This window comes from Pseudomonas sp. FG35, from assembly GCF_057809295.1.
The window spans coordinates 477,045-497,563 of sequence record NZ_JBMDJR010000003.1 but is presented as its reverse complement, the minus strand read 5'-3'; the positions used below and the strand labels follow the sequence as shown (position 1 = coordinate 497,563).

General features: G+C 61.0%; 25 protein-coding genes and 1 pseudogene. 11 read left to right on the top strand and 15 right to left on the bottom strand.

The features are described from left to right. Positions 1 to 58: 58 nt before the first annotated feature. Entirely contained in the window at positions 59 to 754 is a 696-nt protein-coding gene (locus ACODTD_RS08895; RefSeq protein ID WP_201820344.1) for a hypothetical protein, read from the top strand. Between the two features lie 117 nt (positions 755 to 871). Here the strand turns inward: ACODTD_RS08895 and ACODTD_RS08890 are convergent, their stop codons facing one another. Further along, positions 872 to 2,551 (bottom strand): sensor domain-containing diguanylate cyclase, encoded by a 1,680-nt coding sequence (locus ACODTD_RS08890; RefSeq protein ID WP_201820341.1) that lies wholly within the window; start codon positions 2,549 to 2,551, stop codon positions 872 to 874. 173 nt (positions 2,552 to 2,724) lie between these two features. Here ACODTD_RS08890 and ACODTD_RS08885 point away from each other — a divergent pair, with 173 nt between their 5' ends. Then, entirely contained in the window at positions 2,725 to 3,060 is a 336-nt protein-coding gene (locus ACODTD_RS08885) for a hypothetical protein (protein ID WP_064380631.1), read from the top strand. A gap of 76 nt (positions 3,061 to 3,136) precedes the next feature. Here ACODTD_RS08885 and ACODTD_RS08880 read toward each other — a convergent pair. From ACODTD_RS08880 to ACODTD_RS08860, 5 genes and pseudogenes are all read right to left on the bottom strand, one after another. Next, positions 3,137 to 3,418 (bottom strand): annotated as a pseudogene (locus ACODTD_RS08880) (hypothetical protein); the annotation flags it as partial. Between the two features lie 115 nt (positions 3,419 to 3,533). Next, the gene (locus tag ACODTD_RS08875; RefSeq protein ID WP_221614406.1) at positions 3,534 to 3,851 is read right to left on the bottom strand and encodes a DUF6966 domain-containing protein; all 318 of its coding nucleotides are present in this window, start codon (positions 3,849 to 3,851) and stop codon (positions 3,534 to 3,536) included. 89 nt (positions 3,852 to 3,940) lie between these two features. Beyond that, on the bottom strand, positions 3,941 to 4,342 hold the full coding sequence (locus ACODTD_RS08870) for a hypothetical protein (protein ID WP_221614407.1): 402 nt from the start codon (positions 4,340 to 4,342) through the stop codon (positions 3,941 to 3,943). A 113-nt stretch (positions 4,343 to 4,455) separates the two neighbouring features. After that, entirely contained in the window at positions 4,456 to 4,818 is a 363-nt protein-coding gene (locus ACODTD_RS08865) for a hypothetical protein (RefSeq protein WP_489104748.1), read from the bottom strand. 126 nt (positions 4,819 to 4,944) lie between these two features. Further along, the gene (locus tag ACODTD_RS08860; RefSeq protein ID WP_285358454.1) at positions 4,945 to 5,511 is read right to left on the bottom strand and encodes a chorismate mutase; all 567 of its coding nucleotides are present in this window, start codon (positions 5,509 to 5,511) and stop codon (positions 4,945 to 4,947) included. Positions 5,512 to 5,658: 147 nt separating this feature from the next. On the opposite strand from ACODTD_RS08860, the gene ACODTD_RS08855 reads away from it, so the two are divergent. Further along, a complete protein-coding gene (locus ACODTD_RS08855) occupies positions 5,659 to 7,014 on the top strand; it encodes an MATE family efflux transporter (protein ID WP_489104747.1) in 1,356 nt (451 codons plus the stop codon). A gap of 91 nt (positions 7,015 to 7,105) precedes the next feature. After that, positions 7,106 to 7,663 (top strand): YceI family protein, encoded by a 558-nt coding sequence (locus tag ACODTD_RS08850; RefSeq protein ID WP_011334902.1) that lies wholly within the window; start codon positions 7,106 to 7,108, stop codon positions 7,661 to 7,663. A gap of 6 nt (positions 7,664 to 7,669) precedes the next feature. Here the strand turns inward: ACODTD_RS08850 and ACODTD_RS08845 are convergent, their stop codons facing one another. Further along, positions 7,670 to 7,897 carry a YXWGXW repeat-containing protein gene (locus ACODTD_RS08845; protein WP_011334901.1) on the bottom strand — a complete coding sequence of 76 codons (228 nt, stop codon included), beginning with the start codon at positions 7,895 to 7,897 and terminating at the stop codon, positions 7,670 to 7,672. A 183-nt stretch (positions 7,898 to 8,080) separates the two neighbouring features. On the opposite strand from ACODTD_RS08845, the gene ACODTD_RS08840 reads away from it, so the two are divergent. Beyond that, on the top strand, positions 8,081 to 8,767 hold the full coding sequence (locus tag ACODTD_RS08840) for a GNAT family N-acetyltransferase (protein ID WP_489104746.1): 687 nt from the start codon (positions 8,081 to 8,083) through the stop codon (positions 8,765 to 8,767). A 71-nt stretch (positions 8,768 to 8,838) separates the two neighbouring features. On the opposite strand, the gene ACODTD_RS08835 is transcribed toward ACODTD_RS08840, so the two are convergent. Further along, complete coding sequence (locus ACODTD_RS08835) at positions 8,839 to 9,279, bottom strand: hotdog fold domain-containing protein (protein ID WP_011334899.1); 441 nt, start codon at positions 9,277 to 9,279, stop codon at positions 8,839 to 8,841. Positions 9,280 to 9,435: 156 nt separating this feature from the next. Here ACODTD_RS08835 and ACODTD_RS08830 point away from each other — a divergent pair, with 156 nt between their 5' ends. Further along, the gene (locus ACODTD_RS08830) at positions 9,436 to 10,062 is read left to right on the top strand and encodes a TetR/AcrR family transcriptional regulator (protein WP_489104745.1); all 627 of its coding nucleotides are present in this window, start codon (positions 9,436 to 9,438) and stop codon (positions 10,060 to 10,062) included. A 193-nt stretch (positions 10,063 to 10,255) separates the two neighbouring features. On the opposite strand, the gene ACODTD_RS08825 is transcribed toward ACODTD_RS08830, so the two are convergent. Then, positions 10,256 to 10,888 carry a TetR/AcrR family transcriptional regulator gene (locus tag ACODTD_RS08825; protein WP_489104744.1) on the bottom strand — a complete coding sequence of 211 codons (633 nt, stop codon included), beginning with the start codon at positions 10,886 to 10,888 and terminating at the stop codon, positions 10,256 to 10,258. Positions 10,889 to 10,988: 100 nt separating this feature from the next. On the opposite strand from ACODTD_RS08825, the gene ACODTD_RS08820 reads away from it, so the two are divergent. After that, positions 10,989 to 11,573, top strand: a complete 585-nt coding sequence (locus ACODTD_RS08820) for an NAD(P)H-dependent oxidoreductase (RefSeq protein WP_489104743.1) — start codon at positions 10,989 to 10,991, stop codon at positions 11,571 to 11,573. Between the two features lie 3 nt (positions 11,574 to 11,576). Here the strand turns inward: ACODTD_RS08820 and ACODTD_RS08815 are convergent, their stop codons facing one another. Both ACODTD_RS08815 and ACODTD_RS08810 read right to left on the bottom strand, forming a co-directional pair. Further along, the gene (locus ACODTD_RS08815) at positions 11,577 to 12,695 is read right to left on the bottom strand and encodes a DmpA family aminopeptidase (protein ID WP_201820318.1); all 1,119 of its coding nucleotides are present in this window, start codon (positions 12,693 to 12,695) and stop codon (positions 11,577 to 11,579) included. A gap of 39 nt (positions 12,696 to 12,734) precedes the next feature. Beyond that, the gene (locus tag ACODTD_RS08810; RefSeq protein WP_489104742.1) at positions 12,735 to 13,838 is read right to left on the bottom strand and encodes a polyamine ABC transporter substrate-binding protein; all 1,104 of its coding nucleotides are present in this window, start codon (positions 13,836 to 13,838) and stop codon (positions 12,735 to 12,737) included. Between the two features lie 112 nt (positions 13,839 to 13,950). Here ACODTD_RS08810 and ACODTD_RS08805 point away from each other — a divergent pair, with 112 nt between their 5' ends. Then, on the top strand, positions 13,951 to 14,724 hold the full coding sequence (locus ACODTD_RS08805; protein WP_011334893.1) for a helix-turn-helix transcriptional regulator: 774 nt from the start codon (positions 13,951 to 13,953) through the stop codon (positions 14,722 to 14,724). Positions 14,725 to 14,730: 6 nt separating this feature from the next. Here the strand turns inward: ACODTD_RS08805 and ACODTD_RS08800 are convergent, their stop codons facing one another. Next, positions 14,731 to 15,672 carry a class I SAM-dependent methyltransferase gene (locus ACODTD_RS08800; RefSeq protein WP_489104741.1) on the bottom strand — a complete coding sequence of 314 codons (942 nt, stop codon included), beginning with the start codon at positions 15,670 to 15,672 and terminating at the stop codon, positions 14,731 to 14,733. A gap of 188 nt (positions 15,673 to 15,860) precedes the next feature. Between ACODTD_RS08800 and ACODTD_RS08795 the strand changes: the two genes are divergently transcribed. Then, positions 15,861 to 16,274 (top strand): response regulator, encoded by a 414-nt coding sequence (locus ACODTD_RS08795; protein WP_011334891.1) that lies wholly within the window; start codon positions 15,861 to 15,863, stop codon positions 16,272 to 16,274. 63 nt (positions 16,275 to 16,337) lie between these two features. Then, positions 16,338 to 17,006, top strand: coding sequence for an HAD family hydrolase (locus ACODTD_RS08790; RefSeq protein WP_011334890.1), 669 nt, complete (start codon positions 16,338 to 16,340; stop codon positions 17,004 to 17,006). Here the strand turns inward: ACODTD_RS08790 and ACODTD_RS08785 are convergent. Then, complete coding sequence (locus ACODTD_RS08785) at positions 17,000 to 17,659, bottom strand: methyltransferase family protein (protein ID WP_489104740.1); 660 nt, start codon at positions 17,657 to 17,659, stop codon at positions 17,000 to 17,002. The genes ACODTD_RS08790 and ACODTD_RS08785 overlap by 7 nt on opposite strands. A 132-nt stretch (positions 17,660 to 17,791) precedes the next feature. On the opposite strand from ACODTD_RS08785, the gene ACODTD_RS08780 reads away from it, so the two are divergent. After that, positions 17,792 to 18,709, top strand: a complete 918-nt coding sequence (locus ACODTD_RS08780; protein WP_489104739.1) for a pyridoxal-phosphate dependent enzyme — start codon at positions 17,792 to 17,794, stop codon at positions 18,707 to 18,709. 292 nt (positions 18,710 to 19,001) lie between these two features. Here ACODTD_RS08780 and ACODTD_RS08775 read toward each other — a convergent pair whose 3' ends face one another. Then, positions 19,002 to 19,373 (bottom strand): endonuclease domain-containing protein, encoded by a 372-nt coding sequence (locus ACODTD_RS08775; RefSeq protein WP_011334887.1) that lies wholly within the window; start codon positions 19,371 to 19,373, stop codon positions 19,002 to 19,004. Between the two features lie 193 nt (positions 19,374 to 19,566). Continuing rightward, entirely contained in the window at positions 19,567 to 20,463 is an 897-nt protein-coding gene (locus tag ACODTD_RS08770; RefSeq protein WP_489104738.1) for a LysR substrate-binding domain-containing protein, read from the bottom strand. Positions 20,464 to 20,519 lie beyond the last annotated feature (56 nt).

Genomic DNA, 20,519 nt, shown 5'->3' with positions numbered 1-20,519 from the left:
AAGGATTGGCGAGTGCGGGCGATAAGTCTGACATCCATTCCCTCGAACTTTCCCCGCCATGAAAAAATTGCTCATTGTTGTTGGCTCACTCTTGCTGCTCTGCGGATGCGTCACCAAAAATTTCAGTGTCGAAGATCGTCAGCAAATCAAGACCCTGAAAGTGCTCCCCGTGTATGTCGCCGTCGAAAACTTCAAATACACCAGCATGACCCAAGCCTGGAGCGCGGGACTCGGTGCCGGTGCCGGCGCAGCCACCGGGATGGCGGCCGGTGCATCGACGACACAAGTCAATGCATTGGCAGGCGCGGGGTCTGTGGAGGGGACAAAAAATGGTGATGTGCTGACGGGGGATATCTCCCGGGCAATCCTCAACAACATGAAGGCCAATGATATCGACCTGGCCAAACTGGTCCGCCAGAGTTTCGTTGACCGGGTTCAGCAGGAGCGGCTGTTCACAATAGTCGGAGAAGGCGAGCAGGCTGATGCCGAGATCGAGATCATCGTCTCGCAATGGGGGTTGAGCCTGAAAAACTTCAGCACCGAGTTGTATCCGGTTATTGGCGCAACCGCTCAGATCAAGCGCAAGGGCTCGGCGGTGTGGCGCAACTTTGAAACGATCTCCGTATTCAATGACGCCAACAACCTTGCTTACCTGCCGGAGCAATATGCAAGAGATCCCGAAGTTCTGCGCAAGGCGTTTACCCACGTGTCTGATCTGTTGATGGCCGATCTGATCAAAGACATGCAGCAATAAAGCGGTTTACTTCAGCGCCAGTCTCAATCGTGCAGTCACATCTTTGATCGACGCCCCCTGAGTCGCAGAGGGGGTCGGGCTTTCGCCAAAATGAATCATGGCGGCGTCGAGTTTGCATCAGCCATTTTCGCTCACCTCGACGAGAGAAGCCTGACAGGCCACTTGATTGCGGCCTGCCGCTTTCGCCTTATACAACTGCTGGTCGGCACGTTTGACCAGTGCTGTGGGGGTGTTGTCGGCCGGGTCGGCGAGGCTGACACCAATGCTGACCGTCACCGGGCCGACTGCTGGAAAATCCGCCTCGGCAATCGCTGATCGAATCTTTTCGGCGACGATATCGGGCGTATCGGGTTTGGCGATTTCCGGCAGCAGCACCGCAAATTCTTCGCCTCCGTAACGGGCGACGAAATCCGTGCTCCGGATGCTGATCTGGATCAGCTGCGCCAATTGCTGCAGTACGTCGTCGCCGGCCGCATGGCCGTGAGTGTCGTTGATGCGTTTGAAGTGATCGGCATCAATCAGAAGCAATGCAAACGGCCGCCCGGTACGACGGAACAGCAGGCTGTATTCGGTGAGTTTTTCGTCGAAACGGCGGCGGTTGTAGACACCGGTCAAGCCATCGTGGGTGGCCAGGTTCAGCAGCTCGGCGTTGGCCAGGGTCAGGGCCGCCGTGCGTTGGGCGACGGTGGCTTCGAGCGATGCGTTGGTCTCCTGCAGCTCACGCTCCTTGGCGAGCAGCGATTGGGTCATGGCATCGATGGACTGGCCGAGCTGGGCAATTTCCCGCACGGGATGCCGGAGCGGAAAGTACGCACCAGGCTGGTTGTTCTGCACTTTTTGGGCTGAACGCGCGAGGTGCTCGATGGGTCGGCTCAGGTACAGCGCCAGGTAATACGCTACGAGTCCGAATGTCACGGCGGCGAAAACCCCCAGCAACAGCAGTTTATAAAGCAGCAGTCGCGCCGGTTGCAGCGCAGTGTCCAGTGGTTGACGCACGGCAATCGACCACGACAGCGCGGTGCCCGTAGGCGTCGGCACCGTCACCTCACTGGTCAGGTACCCGTTGCCGACGACCCAGCCCGGGGACTTCGGATCCTTGGCCGGCATTTGTTGACCAACCAGCGCTTCCGGGTACAGCACCTTGCCGTCGTGATCGATGATCAGCGCTTCGATATCCGGCTCCGCCCCCTTGTGCGACATCGCTGCCGATTCGACGATGTGCGTGACCCAGCTCCAGTGCGCATGGGCGCCGAGCACACCGATCACCTGGCCATCGGCGTTGCGGATGGGCGCGGCGAAGTCGATGAAGCGCAGTGGCTCGCCGTTGGGCAGACCCGGCAACAGTTTCGCCAACAAAACGGCTTCGTGCGGATCGCCGGTGTATTCCCCGCGCAGACCGGCCTGAAACCATGGGCGCTGTTGCACGACCTGACCGACCAGCAAACCGTTGACTGCCTGATGCACACGCCCCTGAGCGTCGGTCACCCCCATCCACGCATACTCGGAGCGGGCTTCGGTGCGCAGCTGCATCGATTTGAGAATTGCCGGATTGTCCAGATCGCCGCGTTCCAGATGCGGCGCCCGGCTGAGCAGATAGACCTCCAGTTGCCGCTCGCGCAACTGCTCGCCCAGCAGCGTCGCCGCCGACCGCGCGGTACTCAGCAGCGCATTGCCGCTGGCGCGTTTCATTTGTTCAGTGGCGATATCACCGACGTAAAAGCCCACGCTCAATAGCGTCAGCAGAGACAAACCGGCAAACCAGAGAGTCAGGTGGCTACGCAGGCTGGCTTTAAGCATGAGCGAGGTCTGTTTTTATTGAAGTGGCGCCATGGTATGCGACATCGCGGACGGGCTGCCAGCAAGGCGTTTAATGAAAACCTGCCGAGACCGATATCAATGAGCCATTGCGTTCGGTAAAGTGTGCGCCGCCCGAGAGACGGATCCCGGGCGTTTACCCATGGAGTCTCGCAGTGAAATACCTCAGCAAAGTAGTCGCCGCCGCACTGTTCGGTGTGGTTCTGGCAGGTTGCACCGGCACCCCGATGAACACCAGACATTACGACAGCAGCCAATACACCGTGATTGGCCACAGCGAAGCCAGCGCCACCGGCCTGATGCTGTTCGGCGTGATCCCGATCCGGCAGAACAGCCGTTTCGTCCGTGCACAGGATGCCGCGATCAAGGCCAAGGGCGGCGACGCCATGATCAATACTCAGATTCAGGAAAACTGGTTCTGGGCATGGGTCCTGAGCGGCTATACCACCAAGGTCTCCGGTGATGTGGTCAAACTGAAAACCGTGCAATAAGCACCGGTTGGACGTGAAAAAGCCCGGCTGATCAGGCCGGGCTTTTTGTTTGTACAGCGGTAGAGCGTTTTATTCAGGCGACGCGGCGTTCTTGCAGGCGATCAGCGCCACCTTCGGCAACGCGACGTTCTTGCAGGCGATCAGCGCCACCTTCAGCAACGCGGCGTTCGATCAGGCGATCAGCGCCACCTTCAGCAACGCGACGTTCGATCAAACGATCCGAACCACCCTCAGCTAAACGACTTTCAATCAACCGATCCGGACCGCCTTCGGCGATCATGGTGTGGGCGGGTTTGGCTGCAAAAGCGTTGACTGCAAGAACCGAGAAAGCGATGCCGAGAAGGATTTGGCGTTTCATGATCGTGTGCTCCAGGGGTGTTGTTTGTTGGGTATGGAGCCGATGTTACGCCGCGATTTTTTTATGAGAACTTCATTGAGCTGATGGTGACTATCGACGCCAGCAATGAATGCCGTTATCGCTGCATGTGCCTGATTTCATTGGCCAGCTCGTAGGCTTGCTCACGGAGTTCGGAAAATTTTGCATTCAGTTCGCCATAGCCGCGCTTCCAGGCAAATGCACCGTTGATGCTGGTTTGTCCGAGCACGACATCATTGAAGGACCCCATCCCGCCATAGGCCGAGAGCAGCCACGTGATTCCGGAATAATCGGAGTCCAGCAATCGTGCGCGAGCTTTTCGCATCCACGCGCTCCAGTGCGCTTCTCCGTCGCTTTCCAGAACACTGATTAGCTCATTCAGTACCTTGATCAGCGTTTCGGTTTTCGGGCCCATGTTCAATCAGTGCTCCTTTTGATGAGGCGTAGATACTCAACCAGTGACGACTTCAAGACGCCGAAGAGTGAGCGTTGCGCAAAGAGCGATCAAACAAGCTGACGCTTCACGTCCAGCGCGATCGAGGCAAAGCCTTTACCTGTGCCCGGATTAGATGTCGAAGTATTTTGCATCGACGAGACGTCCTCCCAGCGATCCACGGATTCAATGTGATCATGGGAGGCGTCCGTATCGATTTCAAATGCGATGAAACATTCGTTTTGATCCAGCAAAAGTCCGAACAGGCGAGGCATGCCGGGAAAGTCGATTTCCAGTTCCAGCACGATGGACGACGACCAGTCGATGCCTTGGTACTCTGCGTATCGGGCCAGGGCGACAGGTACACCCTGTTTGCGCCATTCACTGGCGCAAAGCATCAAACGATGCGCAACGACTGCGTTTTGCTCCTGCACGTTGAGCTGTTTTTTCTTCAGTAGTCGTTCAATGTCCATGGGAAACCTGAAATTCGCAGCGTCGGGCTAAGAGCTTACCCAGCAAACGCAAAAAGCGCGCGCAAAGAAAAGCCCGGCTGATCAGGCCGGGCTTATCTTTATGCGCTGCTTACTTATGCAACGCGACGTTCGATCAGGCGATCAGCGCCACCTTCAGCAACGCGGCGTTCGATCAGACGATCAGCACCACCTTCAGCAACGCGGCGTTCGATCAGACGATCAGCACCACCTTCAGCAACGCGGCGTTCGATCAGACGATCAGCGCCACCTTCAGCAACACGACGTTCGATCAGACGATCCGAACCACCTTCAGCAACGCGGCGTTCGATCAAACGATCCGAACCACCCTCAGCCAAGCGACTTTCAATCAACCGATCCGAACCGCCTTCGGCGATCATGGTGTGGGCGGGTTTGGCTGCAAAAGCGTTGACTGCAAGAACCGAGAAAGCGATGCCGAGAAGGATTTGGCGTTTCATGATCGTGTGCTCCAGGGGTGTTGTTTGTTGGGTATGGAGCCGATGTTACGCCGCGGATTTTTTATGAGAACTTCATTGAGCTGATGGTGACTATCGACGCCAGCAATGAATGCCAGAACCCTTGTCCTAGGGCGTCAGCGGCCGAATGCACAGCTCTCCGGTGGCGCGCGTCAGGGCCAGATCATGCAGCGCATCGCGGGTCTGGCCGCTGCGCGCCTTGGCCAGCCAGGCCGGGCAGTTCGGGTCGTGACGATAGGGCGTGAAGTCGGCGTATTGCTGCAGCAGACGGGTTTGCAACTCGTCCAGACGCGGGCGAATCTGCTTGCCCAAGTCCGGGCGCGGCGTGTCTGGCGCGGCACCGGCTGCCTGCCACTGTGCGAGCAAACCGTACTGCACCAGTTTGTTGGCCTCCATCTGTGCGGCGATCAACTGCGCGACGTCTTCCGGATCGAGCTTGCGTTCGGCGGCCAGCTTGCGGGCGTTGTCGATCACCTGTGCCTCACGGGGGCTGTCCTGGATCGGTTTGCCGCTGTCCCATTTGGTCAGGGCGACGAGGTCGCCGATGTTCAGGCGTTCGTTCAATGTGTTCACCAATCCTTGCACCACCTCGGGCGAGGGGGCGGGAGCGGCGTGGGCAGTCGTCGCCAGAACAGTCAATAAGGTGCAGCTCAGAAGAAACGAGGAATGGCGCATGGGAGGGGTTCACTTCCTGTCGTGATGGGGAGGCTATGCACATTGGTCGAGGTGCAGATTACGAAGTTTTAATGCAAACCGGTACGACCTGAACGGCATCGCATACCTTAGACTCTGTCATCAGCTCCCACCCGAGACGGATCCTCAATGCAAACCCCCGCTCAATCCCCCCTCTGGAAAACCTACCTGCTGTTCCTCGCCCCGATGGTGCTGTCGAACTTCCTGCAATCGATGTCGGGCACAATCAACAGCATCTACATCGGGCAGATGCTCGGCACGCAGGCGCTGGCGGCGGTGTCGGGGATGTTTCCGATCATCTTTTTCTTTATCGCGCTGGTCATCGGCCTGGGCGCCGGGGCAGGGGTGTTGATCGGTCAGGCGTGGGGCGCGCGTGAGTCGCACATGGTCAAGGCGATTGCCGGGGCGACTTTGTTGCTGGGGGTATTGATCGGGCTGGTGGCGGCGGTGCTGGGCAGTGTGTTTGCGCGTCAGGCCTTGCAGGGTTTGGGCACGCCGGCGGATGTGCTGGATGATGCGGTGGCCTATGCGCGGGTGATGATGTGGACCTTGCCGGTTGTGTTGGTGTACGTGCTGTTCACCCAGTTGTTGCGTGGGGTGAGCGATACGCTGTCGCCGATGCTGGCGCTGCTGCTGTCGACCGTTGTCGGGCTGGCGCTGACACCGGCGTTCATTCGCGGCTGGATCGGCTTGCCGCAACTGGGCATTCAGAGCGCGGCAATTGCGGGTCTGGTCGGTACGCTGACGTCGTTGGCGTGGCTGTCATGGCGCCTGATTCGCAAGGGCCATCCGCTGGCGCCGGATCGCGAGTTCTTTGCGGCGTTGCGTCTGGACGGGGTGATTCTCGGCAAGGTGTTGCGCATAGGTCTGCCGACCGGGGTGCAGATGATCGTGCTGTCGCTGTCGGAGCTGGTGATCCTGGCGCTGGTCAACCAGCATGGCTCGCAGGCGACGGCGGCCTATGGCGCGGTGACGCAGATCGTCAACTACGTGCAGTTTCCGGCGCTGTCGATTGCGATCACCGCGTCGATCCTCGGCGCCCAGGCGATCGGTGCCGGGCGGTTGGAGCGAATGGGCCCGATCCTGCGCACCGGGCTGTGGATCAACGTGTGCCTGACCGGTGGTTTGATCCTGGCGGGCTACCTGTTGTCGCATTGGCTGCTGGGGCTGTTCCTGACCGAAGACTCGACCCGGGCAATGGCCGAACACCTGTTGCACATCATGTTGTGGAGCCTGTTGATCTTCGGTTTCCAGGCGATCATCGGCGGCATCATGCGCGCCAGCGGCACGGTGCTGGTGCCGGTGGGTGTGGCGATCATTTGCGTGCTCGGTGTGCAGTTGCCGGCGGCCTACTGGCTGGACGGGAAGTTCGGTCTGCAGGGTGTGTGGATGGCGTTTCCGATCGCGTATCTGGGGATGCTGGTGTTGCAGACGCTGTATTACACACGGGTCTGGAAGCATCAGAAGATTGAGCGGTTGGTGTGATGAAGCGATCCGGGTAGACATTGGTGAGGCTGGCACAAGTGCCGGATGTTTGCTTAAGTCATTCGAGACCCATCGGGCGCCGGAGCATTGCATGTCGATTCGATTGTTGTTGGCGGCCGCGTCTTGCCTGACCTTCATCCCTGCTGCGAGTGCGGTGGAGTACACCCGGGTCAACACCACCGCCAGCCAGATCAGTTTCACTTACAGCCAGATGGGCTCGCGGATGTACGGCACGTTCGGCAAGTTCGACGCGACGCTGGATTTCGACAGCGATAACCTCGCCAACGCCCGCACCACGCTGCACATCGACCTGACCAGCATCGACGCCGGCAGTGAAGATGCCAATACCGAGCTGGTGAAACCGGCGTGGTTCGACACCGATAAATTCCCGGTGGCGGTGTTCGAATCGACCCGCTTCAGCCCGGTCGGCGCCGACCGTTATCTGGTCGACGGCCACCTGACCCTCAAAGGCATCACCCGTGAGGTGCAGGTGCCGGTGCAACTCAAACCCGATAGCAGCATTGGCATCTTCGACGGCGAACTGGTGCTCAAGCGCGACCAGTTCGGCCTCGGCGCGGGGGAGTGGGCGGACACCGTGGTGTCGAAGGATATCGACATCAAGTTCAAGGTCGTTGCCCCTGCGCAGTGACCGGCCTCAATACGTCCGCCAATGTCCCGGCATCCAGCGCCATTGGTTGCCGGCCCAGCGGTAATGCCCGGCAACCCAGTGATAACCCGGCGCAGGCATGACCGGAACCACTTCGACGATCGGTGGTGGCCGATGCGGGCGAACCGGTTCGACGACACAGCCCGACAGGGTGATCGCCACCAGCGCGGCAGCGAGCAAGCATTTCATGGTTTTCGCGCAACGCAGAACGTTCATGGCAACTCCTCAAGGCCTGCGTCGGAAAATGAACGCAGCTGAAAAATTGGACGCCAAATCGGCGAAAGATCCGTTCTCGGGCAGATGAAATTTTTGTCAGGCTTGCACAGGGTATGATGTCGCGGTTCGCCGGTCACTCAACCCGCCCGGCAACTTGTGTTTTACCGTTGGAGTCCGCCCGCCATGCCCCGCATCACCCATTACAAGTCCCCTTGTCCCGAAGGCGTCAACAGTCAGATCCTGCAAATGGTGGTCGACTATCTCACCGACATCAGTGCCGTCGGGCTGGGTCCGAGCAATCTGCTGTACAACGTCTATCAGTACGCGGTGGGCTACGAGGTGCATCTGTATCTGGAGGCGTTGAACGGCGAGAAGGGCACCGAGGTGGAACTGCTGGTCGCCACCGACGACGATGATCCGGAGCAGGTGGTCGGCTTCCTGTTGTACCTGCCGGTGCAGGGCGATTGGGAGGCGTGCAACGTGGCCTACCTGGCGGTGCGCGAGGGGCATCGGCGTAAGGGCGTGGCCCGTTCGTTGATCGCGGACATGGTGGCGCGTTACCCCCATGCCGAGCTGACCTGCAGCGTCGGCAAGGTGCCGTATTTCGAGGCGCTGGGTTTCGAGGTGCTGGGCCAGCTCGAAACGCAGGTGCTGATGAGCACCCGGCCTTACCGCAGCAACGGGCTGCGCGGTTTCATCGACACCACACCGATCTACCGTTCGCTGGAAGTGCAGCAGATCCACACCTACCTGCTGCAAAAACACGGCAAGCGCGCCATGCTCGATGCCGAAAAACAGCGCGACCGGCATCTGGATCAGGTCACCCGCCGCACTGAAGAATTTGTCCGCCAGCGCCTGACCGTTCACTGATTCTTTCTCTTTGAAACGACAAAAGCCCTTGTTGCGATCTGCGCAGCAAGGGCTTTTTTGTGCCGGTGATTTCAGGACAGTTTCACGTTCATGGTGATGCGCGCCGTGAACACTTTCTTGCCTTCGGCGTCGTGGACATCCACTGGCACGATCTTGTCGCCTTCGGTCTGCCAGTCCAGCCCTTCACCATTGGCCACGGCGGTCACGTCGGTCTTGGCCTTGGCCAGGTATTCGACGGTCATGCCCTTGGGAATCCAGCGTGCGCCGGCGGGAATCGACACGTCGGTCATCATCCCGGCTGCCAGTTCGGCGGCATTGCACAGGGCGATGGCATGCACGGTGCCGAGGTGGTTGGTGATCTCGCGGCGAAACGGCACCTGCACCTGCGCCGAACCTGCCCGCAACTCGGTCACCAGCGGGTTGATGGTGCTGAAGTACGGCGCGACCTGGCAGGCCATCTGGCTGAACGCCTGGGAACCGACACTGTTGAACATGCTGAGAAACTGACTCATGGGTGAAGCCTCGCGGTTAGGGTATTTACAGAATCATATTCCGTTACAGAATATTGTTCTGTAACGGAACGGTATTCTGTTCGAGGGAAATCTGTCAACCTGTGCGTGTTTCGATCACCGGCACGGACGTGCCCTTTACTTGGATTTTCAAGGCCCATGGACACCGCAGATCTCCTCGAACGCAGCTACCCCGGCCGCCGCGCCGAACTCAAGCGCGACATCTTTCGCAAAGCCCTGCGCCTGTTCAACGAACAGGGCATCGAGGCCACCACCATCGAAATGATCCGTGCCGAGTGCGACACCAGTGTCGGGGCGATCTACCACCATTTCGGCAACAAGGAAGGGCTGGTGGCCGCGTTGTTCTTCACCGCGCTGGAGGATCAGGCGCGCCTGCGCGACGCCTATCTGGCCGACGCGACGACCACCGAAGAGGGCGTTCAGGCGCTGGTCTACAGCTACGTGGATTGGGTCGAGAACCAGCCGGAGTGGGCGCGGTTCCAGTATCACGCGCGCTTTGCCGTGACCTGGGGCCCGCACAAGGAAGAACTGGCCGAGCGCAATAAGACCCGCAATCTGAGTCTGCGCACTTGGCTGGCCGAGTCTGGGCGCGCGGCTGAACTCAACGAGTACCCGGCGGAGCTGCTGCCGTCGCTGATCGTCGGTCAGGCCGACAGCTATTGCCGCGCGTGGCTGTCCGGGCGAGTGCAAGGCAGTCCGAAGGCGTATCGCGAATTGCTGGCCCAGGCCACTTGGCGCTCAATCCGTCGCGAACCCGAACGCTGATTTTCAGAGACAAAAAAAGAGCCTCAAGACTCTTTGATGGGGATGAAGTAGAGCCCGCGAGGCTCAAGATGCGCATGAAGCCAGGTGCGGGCTTGATTGGGGTTCAGAGCACCCGCACCTACGCAACGTCTTGGCGGACCAAGCGACTGCGTAGCTCCATCGTAGGAAGCTGAGGTGGTGCGCTCAAGTACCGTCAGTCACCTGCTTTGAGGGTGCGGGCAGCGGCTCTTTCGACCATCGCAATGATGGTGGCGAACAGCTCGTCACGGGCCTGTACGGCGCTGATTTCATCGGTGGCGGCTGCTTGCGACAGGGCTTCGGCGGCGCCGAGCATGGCACGTAATCCTGCCTGACCGATCTCTGCGCCGTCAGCGAAAGGCGAGAGCACGCGGCGGCACTTCTCCAGGAAAATCGCCTCGTATTCGCGCTTGATCTTCTCCAGTTCCGGCGTGCTCGCCAGAGCCGCAATTACCCCCGGAATCTCGTTGCCCTGAGTCAGCACGCAATCGACATACGCCGTGGCAATCACCGTCGCAGTGCCGGTCAAAGTCGCTTCGGCATTGGCCAGCGCCGCGTCCATCAGGGCCGTCTGGCGCCGGTCGAAATCCTGGTACAGCGCCGCGAGCAGACCGGCGCGGGTGGTGAAGTGGTCATAGACCACCGGTTTGGTCACGCCGGCCTTTTCCGCCAGATAGCCGAGGGTCAGGGCATCGGTGCCTTCCTCGCGAATCAGCTGCCAGGCCATGTCGAGCAACTGGCGCTGTCGGTCTTCCCGGGAGAGGCGTCGACGGGGTTGTGCGGGTTCGGGGATTTCAGTGGTTGACATTGCTTATATACCAAACGTAACTTACTGAAGGTAACTTACTAAGTGTAGCTTATCGAGAGGATAAGCCCTTGGCCAGCAATCACCAACCGGAGATTTCCCCATGCACGCATTGATTGTTGTCGATCACGATGATCCACGTTCGCTGACCCACGGGTTGGCGCAACAGATTGCCAAAGGCCTGTCGGAAAGCGATCCCTCCAACACCTTCGAAATCGCCGACCTGCACGCCGAAGAATTCGACCCACGCTTTGGTGTGGCCGACTGGGCGGTGCATCACCGCGAATCCGCGCCACCGGCGGACGTGCTGGCCGAGCAGGCACGCATCGACCGCGCCGATGCGCTGGTGCTGGTCTATCCGGTGTTCTGGTGGTCGATGCCGGCGCTGCTCAAAGGCTGGATCGACCGGGTGTTCAGCAATGGCTGGGCGTACGATTTCGACGGCGATAAGACCCTGAAGAAGCTCGGACGACTGCGCGTGCACCTGGTTGCACTCGGCGGAGCGGATGCGCGCACTTACGAACGCCACGGCTACGGCGCGGCGATGAAGACGCAGATTGATCACGGGATTTTCGATTACTGCGGGGCGACGGTGTCGGGCTCGGCGTTGTTGCTGGAGTCCGAGTCGAGCGATCCGGCAATGCAGTTGCAGGCGGCGCGCGAACTCGGACTTGGGTTGTTCCGCTGAGTGTCAGCGAGCACCCGGCCACCCGGCTTTATCCAGGGCCGCGAGCAGGGTGGCGGCATCCAGCCCCGGCACCGAATGCCCGTTGCCTTCGGTGCTCTCGCTGGCCAGCAAGGCGTTGATGATCGCTTCTTCCACCGCCTCGGTCGCCGCCAGGAACAACTCGCTGATGTGATCGTTGTTGACCATCCGCAAGCCGTCGCAGGTCGACGCACCTTTGCCTTCATAGGCGGCGGGGGGGATATGGCCGTTGCCGGTGGCGAAGGCGATGAAGATGTCGCCGCTGTGATCCTCATTGCCGCCACCGGTGCGCGCCAGACCGAGGCTCGCCCGTTGCGCCAGTCGCGTGCATTGATGCGGCAACAGCGGTGCATTGGTGGCGAGGGCCACTACGATCGAGCCCATGCCCGGATGCGGCAACGAAGCGCGCAGGAACGGCGAATCCACCTGTTCCATATATCGCCCGACCGGGTAGCCGTCGACCCGCAGTTCGCTGCGAATCCCGTGGTTGGCCTGGACGATGGCGCCCACTGTCCAGCCACCCTGAGCCTTGCTCAAGCGACGTGATGCGGTGCCGATCCCACCTTTGAATTCATGGCAGATCATGCCGCTGCCACCACCCACCGCGCCTTCCTGCACCGGGCCGTCAACGGCATTGCTCATCGCTTCGGCCACATGTTTGGGCTTCACATGAAAGCCGTTGATGTCGTTGAGCAAGCCATCGAAGGTTTCCAGCACCACCGGCATGTTCCAGTAGAGACGGCCGTCATCCGGTTGCTGCGCGCGATCCAGCTCGATCAAGGCATCACGCACCACGCCGAGGCTGTGAGTGTTGGTGAAGGCGATCGGGCTGGTCAGCAGGCCGGCTTCGCGAATCCACTCCAGTCCTGTGGCGTCACCGTTGCCGTTGAGTACGTGGACGCCGGCGAAACACGGTTGTGCGTTGGTCGAACCGGCGCGTGGTTCGATCAGGGTGACGCCGCTGCAGATGTCACGACCGCTGGCGCTGCGGCCGCGCACGTTGCTGTGGCCGACCCGTACGCCGGGTACGTCGGTGATGGCGTTGAGCGGGCCAGGCTGCAATTGACCGATGCGGATATGGAGATCGCGGGCACGTGGTTTCATTGATGTTCTCTCTGTTGAAGGCAGTGATTCGAAGGGTTGTTACTGGCCGTTCTTGACCTTGCTCCACACCCGCGTGCGCACCCGTTCGGTGGCTTTGGGCAGGGGCTCGAGGGTGTACAGCGTCGCCATCGCCATGGCTGACGGGTACACCGCCGGGTTGTCGCGGGTGGTCTGGGCAACCAGCGCCGTCGCGGCGCGATTGCCGTTGGGGTAGGACAAGTGATCGCTGACCGGCGCAATCACATCGGGCCGCAGCAGGTAGTCGATGAACGCCAGGCCTTGGGCCGGATGCGGTGCGTCCTTGAGCAAGACCAGCGTGTCGAACCATACCGGCGCGCCTTCCTTCGGCAGGCTGTACTGAATCTTCACGCCGTTGCCGGCCTGCTCGGCGGTGGTCTTGGCTTCGAGCATCGCGCCGGACCAACCGACCGCCACGCAGATGTTGCCGTTGGACAGATCGCTGATGAATTTCGAGGAGTTGAAGTAGGCAATGTGCGGGCGCAGTTTCAGCAGCAGCGCTTCGGCTTTCTGGTAGTCCTCGGCCTTGGTGCTGTTCGGCGGCAGCCCGAGATAGTGCAGCGCGACCGGGAGCATTTCCGACGGCGAATCGAGCATCGCCACGCCGCACTCGCCGAGCTTGGCCAGGTTCTCTTCCTTGAACACCAGATCCCAGGAATCCACCGGGGCCTTTTCGCCCAGCACGGCGCGCACCTTGTCGACGTTGTAGCCGATGCCGTTGGTGCCCCACAGGTAAGGCACGGCGTACTGATTGCCGGGGTCGTTGTTGGCCAGTTTGCTCAGCAGGTCGTTGTCGAGGTTCTTCCAGCCCGGCAGTTGGTCGCGGGGCAGCGGGGCGAGGGCGCCGGCCTTGATCAGGGTCGGCAGGCTGAAGTTGCTCGCCACCACCACGTCGTAGCCGCTGCGGCTGGTCATCAGTTTGCCTTCCAGCACTTCGGCGCTGTCGAAGGTGTCGTAGACCGGTTCGATACCGCTGTCACGCTTGAAGTCATGCAGGGTGTTAAGGCCGATGTAGTCGTACCAGTTATAGACATGCACGCTCGGCGCATCGGCCGCCTGCGCACTCAGCGCAGCGGACAAAACGCCCATCAGACCCAGGTTGATATACCCACGATGACCACGCATGATGCGGCACTCCTGGCCTGTTGGCAGGCCGGTGATGAACAGGAGTGGTCAGCCTATCGGGCGGGCCGCGCCGCACCCATTCCCATCATGGGTTACTCGAAAGGGGTAGTGCGTGGACGCGTTGCTGCAGGAATTGCCGGTGCATCAGAGCCTGTCGCGGGTGTTCGCCACGGTGGGGCAGGACGGTTTCTGGCGGGCGCTGGTCGATACGCTGCGATTGCTGGTGCCGCTGGACAATGCGCTGGTGGCGGTGATGCAGACGGGGCGGCCGCCGCAATTGCTGATCGACTTCGACAGCCAGGGCCGCGCCGACGAGCAGGAAGAGCTGGCCGGTTACTGTGCCGGCATGTACCTGCTTGATCCGTTCTACCAGGCCGCCGTCGCCGGGGTCGCCGACGGTTTGTACAGCCTCGCGTCCGTGGCTCCGGACCAGTTTCTGCACAGCGAGTACTACCAGAGTTACTTCCGTTCGGTGGTCGGCGCGGATGAGCTGCAATTTCTGGTCAACACCGATGGCGGCGTGCTGGGCTTGTCGATGGGCCGCTCGACGGCGTTCAGTTTGCAGGAGCAGGGGCGCCTGCTCTGTGTGCGGGACTGGGTGCTGTCAGCGATGCGTCGGCATGTGCAGTTGATGCCGCCGCAAGGCGCGGTGGTCGAGGCGCCGGTCGGCGATATTGCGGCGCTGCTCGACCGCTTCGACGCCCGTCTGACCGCGCGCGAGATCGATACGGCGCGTCTGATTCTTCAGGGCTTTTCCAGCAAGGCCATCGCCCAGCACATGAACATTTCGCCGGAGACCGTGAAGGTGCACCGGCGCAATCTCTACCACAAGCTCAACGTTACGGGGCATGGTGAGCTGTTTGCGTTGGTGCTGCGCCCGCGCTGACCGGAATCAGCCGATCTGCTTGAACAGTAGCGCCTTCAGACCGCTTTCCGGTTCGATATCCGGAAACTCCGGCGGATTTTCCAGCCGCTGCTCGAAGCGCAGGCTCGGCGCTTCCTGGGTCACGCCATCGATCAGGAAGTCCGAGCCGAACGAAGGGTCGTTCATGCAGGCCAGCACCGTGCCCTGCGCCGTCAGCAATTCCGGCAGACGACGCAGCACCCGCTGATAATCCTTGGTCAGCAGAAAACTGCCTTTCTGGAACGACGGCGGGTCGATGATCACCAGATCGTACGGGCCGCTGTTGATCACCTTGCCCCAGGACTTGAACAGGTCGTGGCCAAGGAAACTCACCTTGCTCAGGTCATGCCCGTTCAACCGGTGATTGTCGCGGCCCCGGCTCAGTGCGGCGCGGGACATGTCGAGGTTGACCACATGGCTGGCGCCGCCCTCGATGGCCGCCACCGAAAAGCCGCAGGTGTAGGCGAACAGGTTCAGCACCCGTTTGCCCGCAGCCTGTTCGCGCACCCAGTTGCGGCCGTAGCGCATGTCGAGGAACAGCCCGGTGTTCTGCTTGCGGCCCAGATCCACCCGATATTTCAGCCCGCCCTCGACGATGGTCATTTCGTCGATCTCTTCACCCAATAGCCATTCGGCGGTGCTTTGCGGCAGGTAACGGTGCTGGATCAACAAAGTGTGGGCGCCGGACTGCTGCCATGGCGCTGAACCGGTGATTTCCAGCAGCAGGCGCTTGAGGTCGTCCAGCTGCGAAGCCTCGGGCTCCTTGAACAATGACACCAGCACCACGCCTTGCAGCCAGTCCACGGTGACCTGCTCCAGACCCGGCCAGCAACGCCCGCGCCCATGGAACAGGCGCCGGGTTTCGGCCGGTGCCGACGTCAGCGCGTTGAGCAGGTGGGTATGGAGAACGGCGAGGGCTTGAGGGTTCATCAATCAGGATCGGCCAGCAAAAGGGCGCGCATTTTAACCGCAATTACCCGCCGGCGAGTGCCCGTTGACCCAGTGTTATCGAAAAGACCTGTATCAAAAATGAATTTCTGTAGAAGGCGCTGCTCATACCAGATAAGCAGCGGGATCAAGCCGCTAAATCGTTCATGCAATTCAGGGAGTGCCAGTTCATGTGTCCAATTTCGACGTCGAGCGCGCACCTTCCTGGCGGATTGATTCTGGTAGTCGAGGACGATCCGTTGATTCTGGAGTTTCTGTGCGAAATTCTTCAGGAGGAAGGTTTCAAGGTCGAGCCGCAGACCAGCGCCGATGCGGCTTCGGTCTATCTGGAGGAGCATGCGCCGGAAGTGGCGCTGCTGCTCACCGACATCACCATGCCCGGCACGCTTAACGGCGCAGACCTGGCCAATCTGGTCGGCGAGCGCTGGCCGGACAAACCGGTGATGGTCATGTCCGGTTATGAAACACCGGAGACCTCAGGCGTGAAGCATCCGGTGGCGTTCATCAAGAAGCCGTGGGCCATCGGCCAGTTGCTCGACTGTGTTGACGGTGCGTTCAAATCCAAGGCGCCGCGTCTGCACTGAAGCGTCCCGCAGGTGCTACATTGCCGGGCATCGTTGCCCGGCCCCTTGCGAGGAAGTGATCTTTTGTCTGCTCACGATGCTGTTTTCAACCGCGCGTTCGGCGCGTTCCTGTTCGACATGGACGGCACCGTCCTCAACTCCATCGCCGCCGCCGAGCGGATCTGGTCCGCCTGGGCCGTGCGCCACGGGGTGAACGTCGAAACGTTCCTGCCGACCATCCATGGCGTGCGCGCCATCGACACCATCACGCGTTTGAACCTGCCGGGCGTGGACGCCGAGGCGCAAGCGGCGTTCATCACCGAGGCGGAAATCGAAGACGTCGAAGGCATCGTCGAGATCCCCGGCGCGGCAGCGTTTCTCAAATCGTTGCCGGCGGATCGCTGGGCCATGGTGACCTCGGCGCCACGGGATCTGGCGTTGCGGCGGATGGGCGCGGCGGGGATTCCTGAACCGGCGGTAATGATCACCGCTGAAGATGTGACCGCTGGCAAACCGGATCCGGCCGGTTATCGTCTGGCGGCCAGACGCCTGGGGCTGGAGCCGGCGGATTGCCTGATTTTCGAAGACGCCACTGTCGGTATTCAGGCCGCTGAAGCCGCGGGTGCGCCGTTGATGATCATCACCACGACTCACCAGCATCCGCTTGAAACCGCCCACGCGACCATCGCCAGCTACCGCGACATTGCGCTGAGCATCGACAGCGACGGCCAGTTGCGTCTGCAACCTCAATAAACCCCGGGCAGCAATCGCCAGCTGCGGGCGCAATAAGCGTCGTATTCGGCGCCGAACTGCGTGCGCAGCAAGGCCTCTTCGGAGTGGATGCGGGCGATTAGCGGGATCAGTGTCAGCGCCGCCAGCAACAGGCCGACCACCGAACGAAACGCCAAGGCCCAGCCGATCGCATTGATCACCAGCCCCAGGTAACTGGGGTTGCGCAGATGCCGGTAGATGCCGTCGGTGACCAACCGGTGCCCCGGTTGAATCGCCACCAGCCCGCTGAACCGATGACCCAGCACAAACACCGGCCACAAGCGCAACCCACCACCCACGATAAACAGCAACGCTCCCAGCCAACGGGTGCCTTCGCGGCCGACGGTCCAGAAACCGATGCGGTCGCAGTAAGCCGGCAGAAAGGCACTGACCAGTCCGATCACGGCAAACGCCGGAATCACCCAGCGATTGGCCCGGTCCTCGCGTTCGCCGGTGCTCAGGTTCACTTCCGTGAACAACGACGCCACCACCATGGCCAGCGTGGCCAGGGCCATCACGACCAACGCCCCGTGAGAAAAGAACACCGCCACGCCACCGATGCCCCACATCGCCAGGCCCAGATAGGCGAGGGTGGCGAGCACGGCGACCACGGTCATTTGCGCAGACATTTTCATAGGCACCTCACAGCTATTCCGTTCAGTGTAGATCCCTGCACGATCCCCGGCGTTTAACCGCTGGCAGGGGCGTGGACTAAACTTCAGGCAGAGACGTTCCGATCATCCGATCCGCCGCTTCGGGAGTCCGCCATGTTGCACATCCGCACGCCGCTGATCCTCCATCCGACCCTGTCGACTGCGTCCCGGCGCATGTGGCTGAAGCTGGAAAACCTGCAACCCTGTGGCTCGTTCAAGCTGCGCGGGATGGGCTTGTTGTGCAGTCAGGCAGCGGCGCAGGGCAAGCGCAAGGTCGTATGCCCGTCCGGCGGCAATGCCGGGCTGGCCACGGCGGTGGCAGCGGTCAGCCTGGGTTTGCAAGCCTGCATCGTGGTGCCGCACACCACGCCTGAAGCGACCCGCGCGCGTATTCGCCGCACCGGCGCGGACGTCATCGTCCACGGCAAAGTCTGGGACGAGGCCAATCAGCGAGCGCGAGAACTGGCCAGCGCGGCGGACACCGAATACGTGCCGGCCTTCGATCACCCGGTGTTGTGGGAAGGGCACAGCTCGATGGTCGACGAAATCCTCGACGACTGCCCGCAGGTCGATACCGTGGTCACGTCGGTCGGCGGCGGTGGTTTGCTGGCGGGCATCCTCACCGGGCTGCTGCGCCATGACCGCCGAGACTGCCGCATCATCACCTGCGAAACCACAGGCGCCGCCTCGTTCGCTGCGGCCGTCCAGGCTGGCCATCCGGTGCGCCTGAGTCGGATCGACAGTGTCGCCACCTCCCTCGGCGCCGCCCAGGTGGCGGCTTGGCCGGTAGAGCATATCGGCGAGTTCGATCATGAGTGTCTGGTGCTGTCAGATGACGACGCGATCATGGGCGTGGTGCGTTATGCCAGTGATCTGCGGCAATTGGTGGAGCCTGCGTGCGGGGTTTCGCTGGCGGTGGCGTACCTCGATCATCCGGCGTTGGCGGGGGCGAATGATGTGGTGGTCATTGTTTGCGGCGGGGTGAGTATCAGTGCGCAACTGGTGGCGAGGTGGGCGCGGTTGGGATCTTGAATGCTCAGGAGTTCCGCGTAGACCGCTTGCCCTCACCCCAGCCCTCTCCCGGAGGGAGAGGGAGCCGACCGAGGTGTCTTGAGAGGTACATCGACCTGATGCACCGAGTCGATTATGGATTCCAAGCGTCGACCTGATGCACCGAGTCGATTATGGATTTCAAGCATCGATCTGAAACACAAGGTCGATTACGGATTCACCGCAGATTTTTCAGGTCGATGTATTCCGACAATATCCCCCAATCGGCTCCCTCTCCCTCCGGGAGAGGGCTGGGGTGAGGGCGCTTTTCGGATCAGGATTGCGCTCTCAAAACCTCCGCAACCCGCACAATCTGCTCCAGCACGTCACTCATCTGCTGAATCACCTCCAGATTGCTAAACCGCACCACCTCAATCCCCAGTCGCTGAAGATAAGCCGTACGCCGCCGGTCATGAATTTCTCCCGCCTCCTCAAAGTGCTGCCCCCCATCCAGCTCTACCGCCAGCTTCAATTCCACACAGTAGAAATCCAGCACGAATGGCGGAACCGGCACCTGCCGCCGAAATTTCAGCCCTGCCACCTGCCGCGCCCGCAGCTTCTGCCAGAGCAGTTGCTCACAATCGGTCTGGCTGGCGCGTAAGTGGCGGGCGAATCGGCGTTGGTCGAGGGTAGGGCGATTTTGCATGCTTCACGTCCTTGTGAAGTGGAATGGAAAATTCACTGTAGACCAGACCAACTCTCAGTGCCGGATCAACCTGGTTATGGATTCACACCAGATTTTTCAGGTCGATTTATCACGTCAATATCCCTCGATAGGTTCCCTCTCCCTACGGGCGGTCCGACGTTTCGAGAGGGCTGGGGTGAGGACCTGCGGATTTTCAGGCGGCGGAGATATCGGACCCGGTCAACACTTTACGAAACGTCTCCACCAACGGCCGTAAATTGACTCGGTGCCAAGCCGCCCACAACGGCGTGGTAAACGCCAGCCACGGCACTTCCCGCAGCACCACGCCCGGCGGTGCGTTATGGCTCAGGCCTTTCTGGATCATCGCGATCCCCAGCCCCGAGGCCACCAGCCCCAACGCGGTAAACGGTTCCGTGGCCTGCATCCGCAAATCCGGGGTGAAACCTGCGCGGATGCAGGCGCTGACGAACTCATCGTCGGCCCCTTGGCGCGGTTGCACGCCAATCCATTCCTGATCGGCCAGATCCGCCGGGGTCAGCAATGGCAATTGATTCAGCGGGTGATGTTCGGGCAGCGCCAGCAGCATCGGGTCGTCCAGCACCTGAAAGCCCAGCAGGTCAGGGTCGTCGATCGTCGGCGGTTCACTGACCAGCGCGATATCGAGGCTACGCTGACGCAGGCCTTCCAGCTGTTCGGCGGAACTCAGGTTGTACAGCGCGACATGCACGTTCGGTCGATCCACCCGCAGCACGCGCAAGGCATTGGGCAAGACCCCGGCGTGCATCGCGTTCTCGATGTAGCCGATGCACAGGCCACCTTCTTCGCCACGGCCCAGGCGTTTGCCGAGGGATTCCAAGCGGTTGGCGTGGGTCAGCAGGGCGCGGGTTTCGGCGAGAAAGGTCTGGCCGTCGCGGGTCAGGCGGATGCGTTGCTGGCTGCGTTCGAACAGAGTCAGGCCCAGGCGCTCTTCGAGCTGGGCGATCTGCCGGCTCAGGGGCGACTGGGAAATGTGCAGGCGCTCGGCGGCGCGGCCGACGTGTTCTTCCTCGGCGACGGCGACGAAGTAGCGCAATTGGCGGATGTCGATCATGTCAGACCTTCAGGGACTCAAGTGCTGCGGATTATGTCTTGGACGGTCTGAGTGGC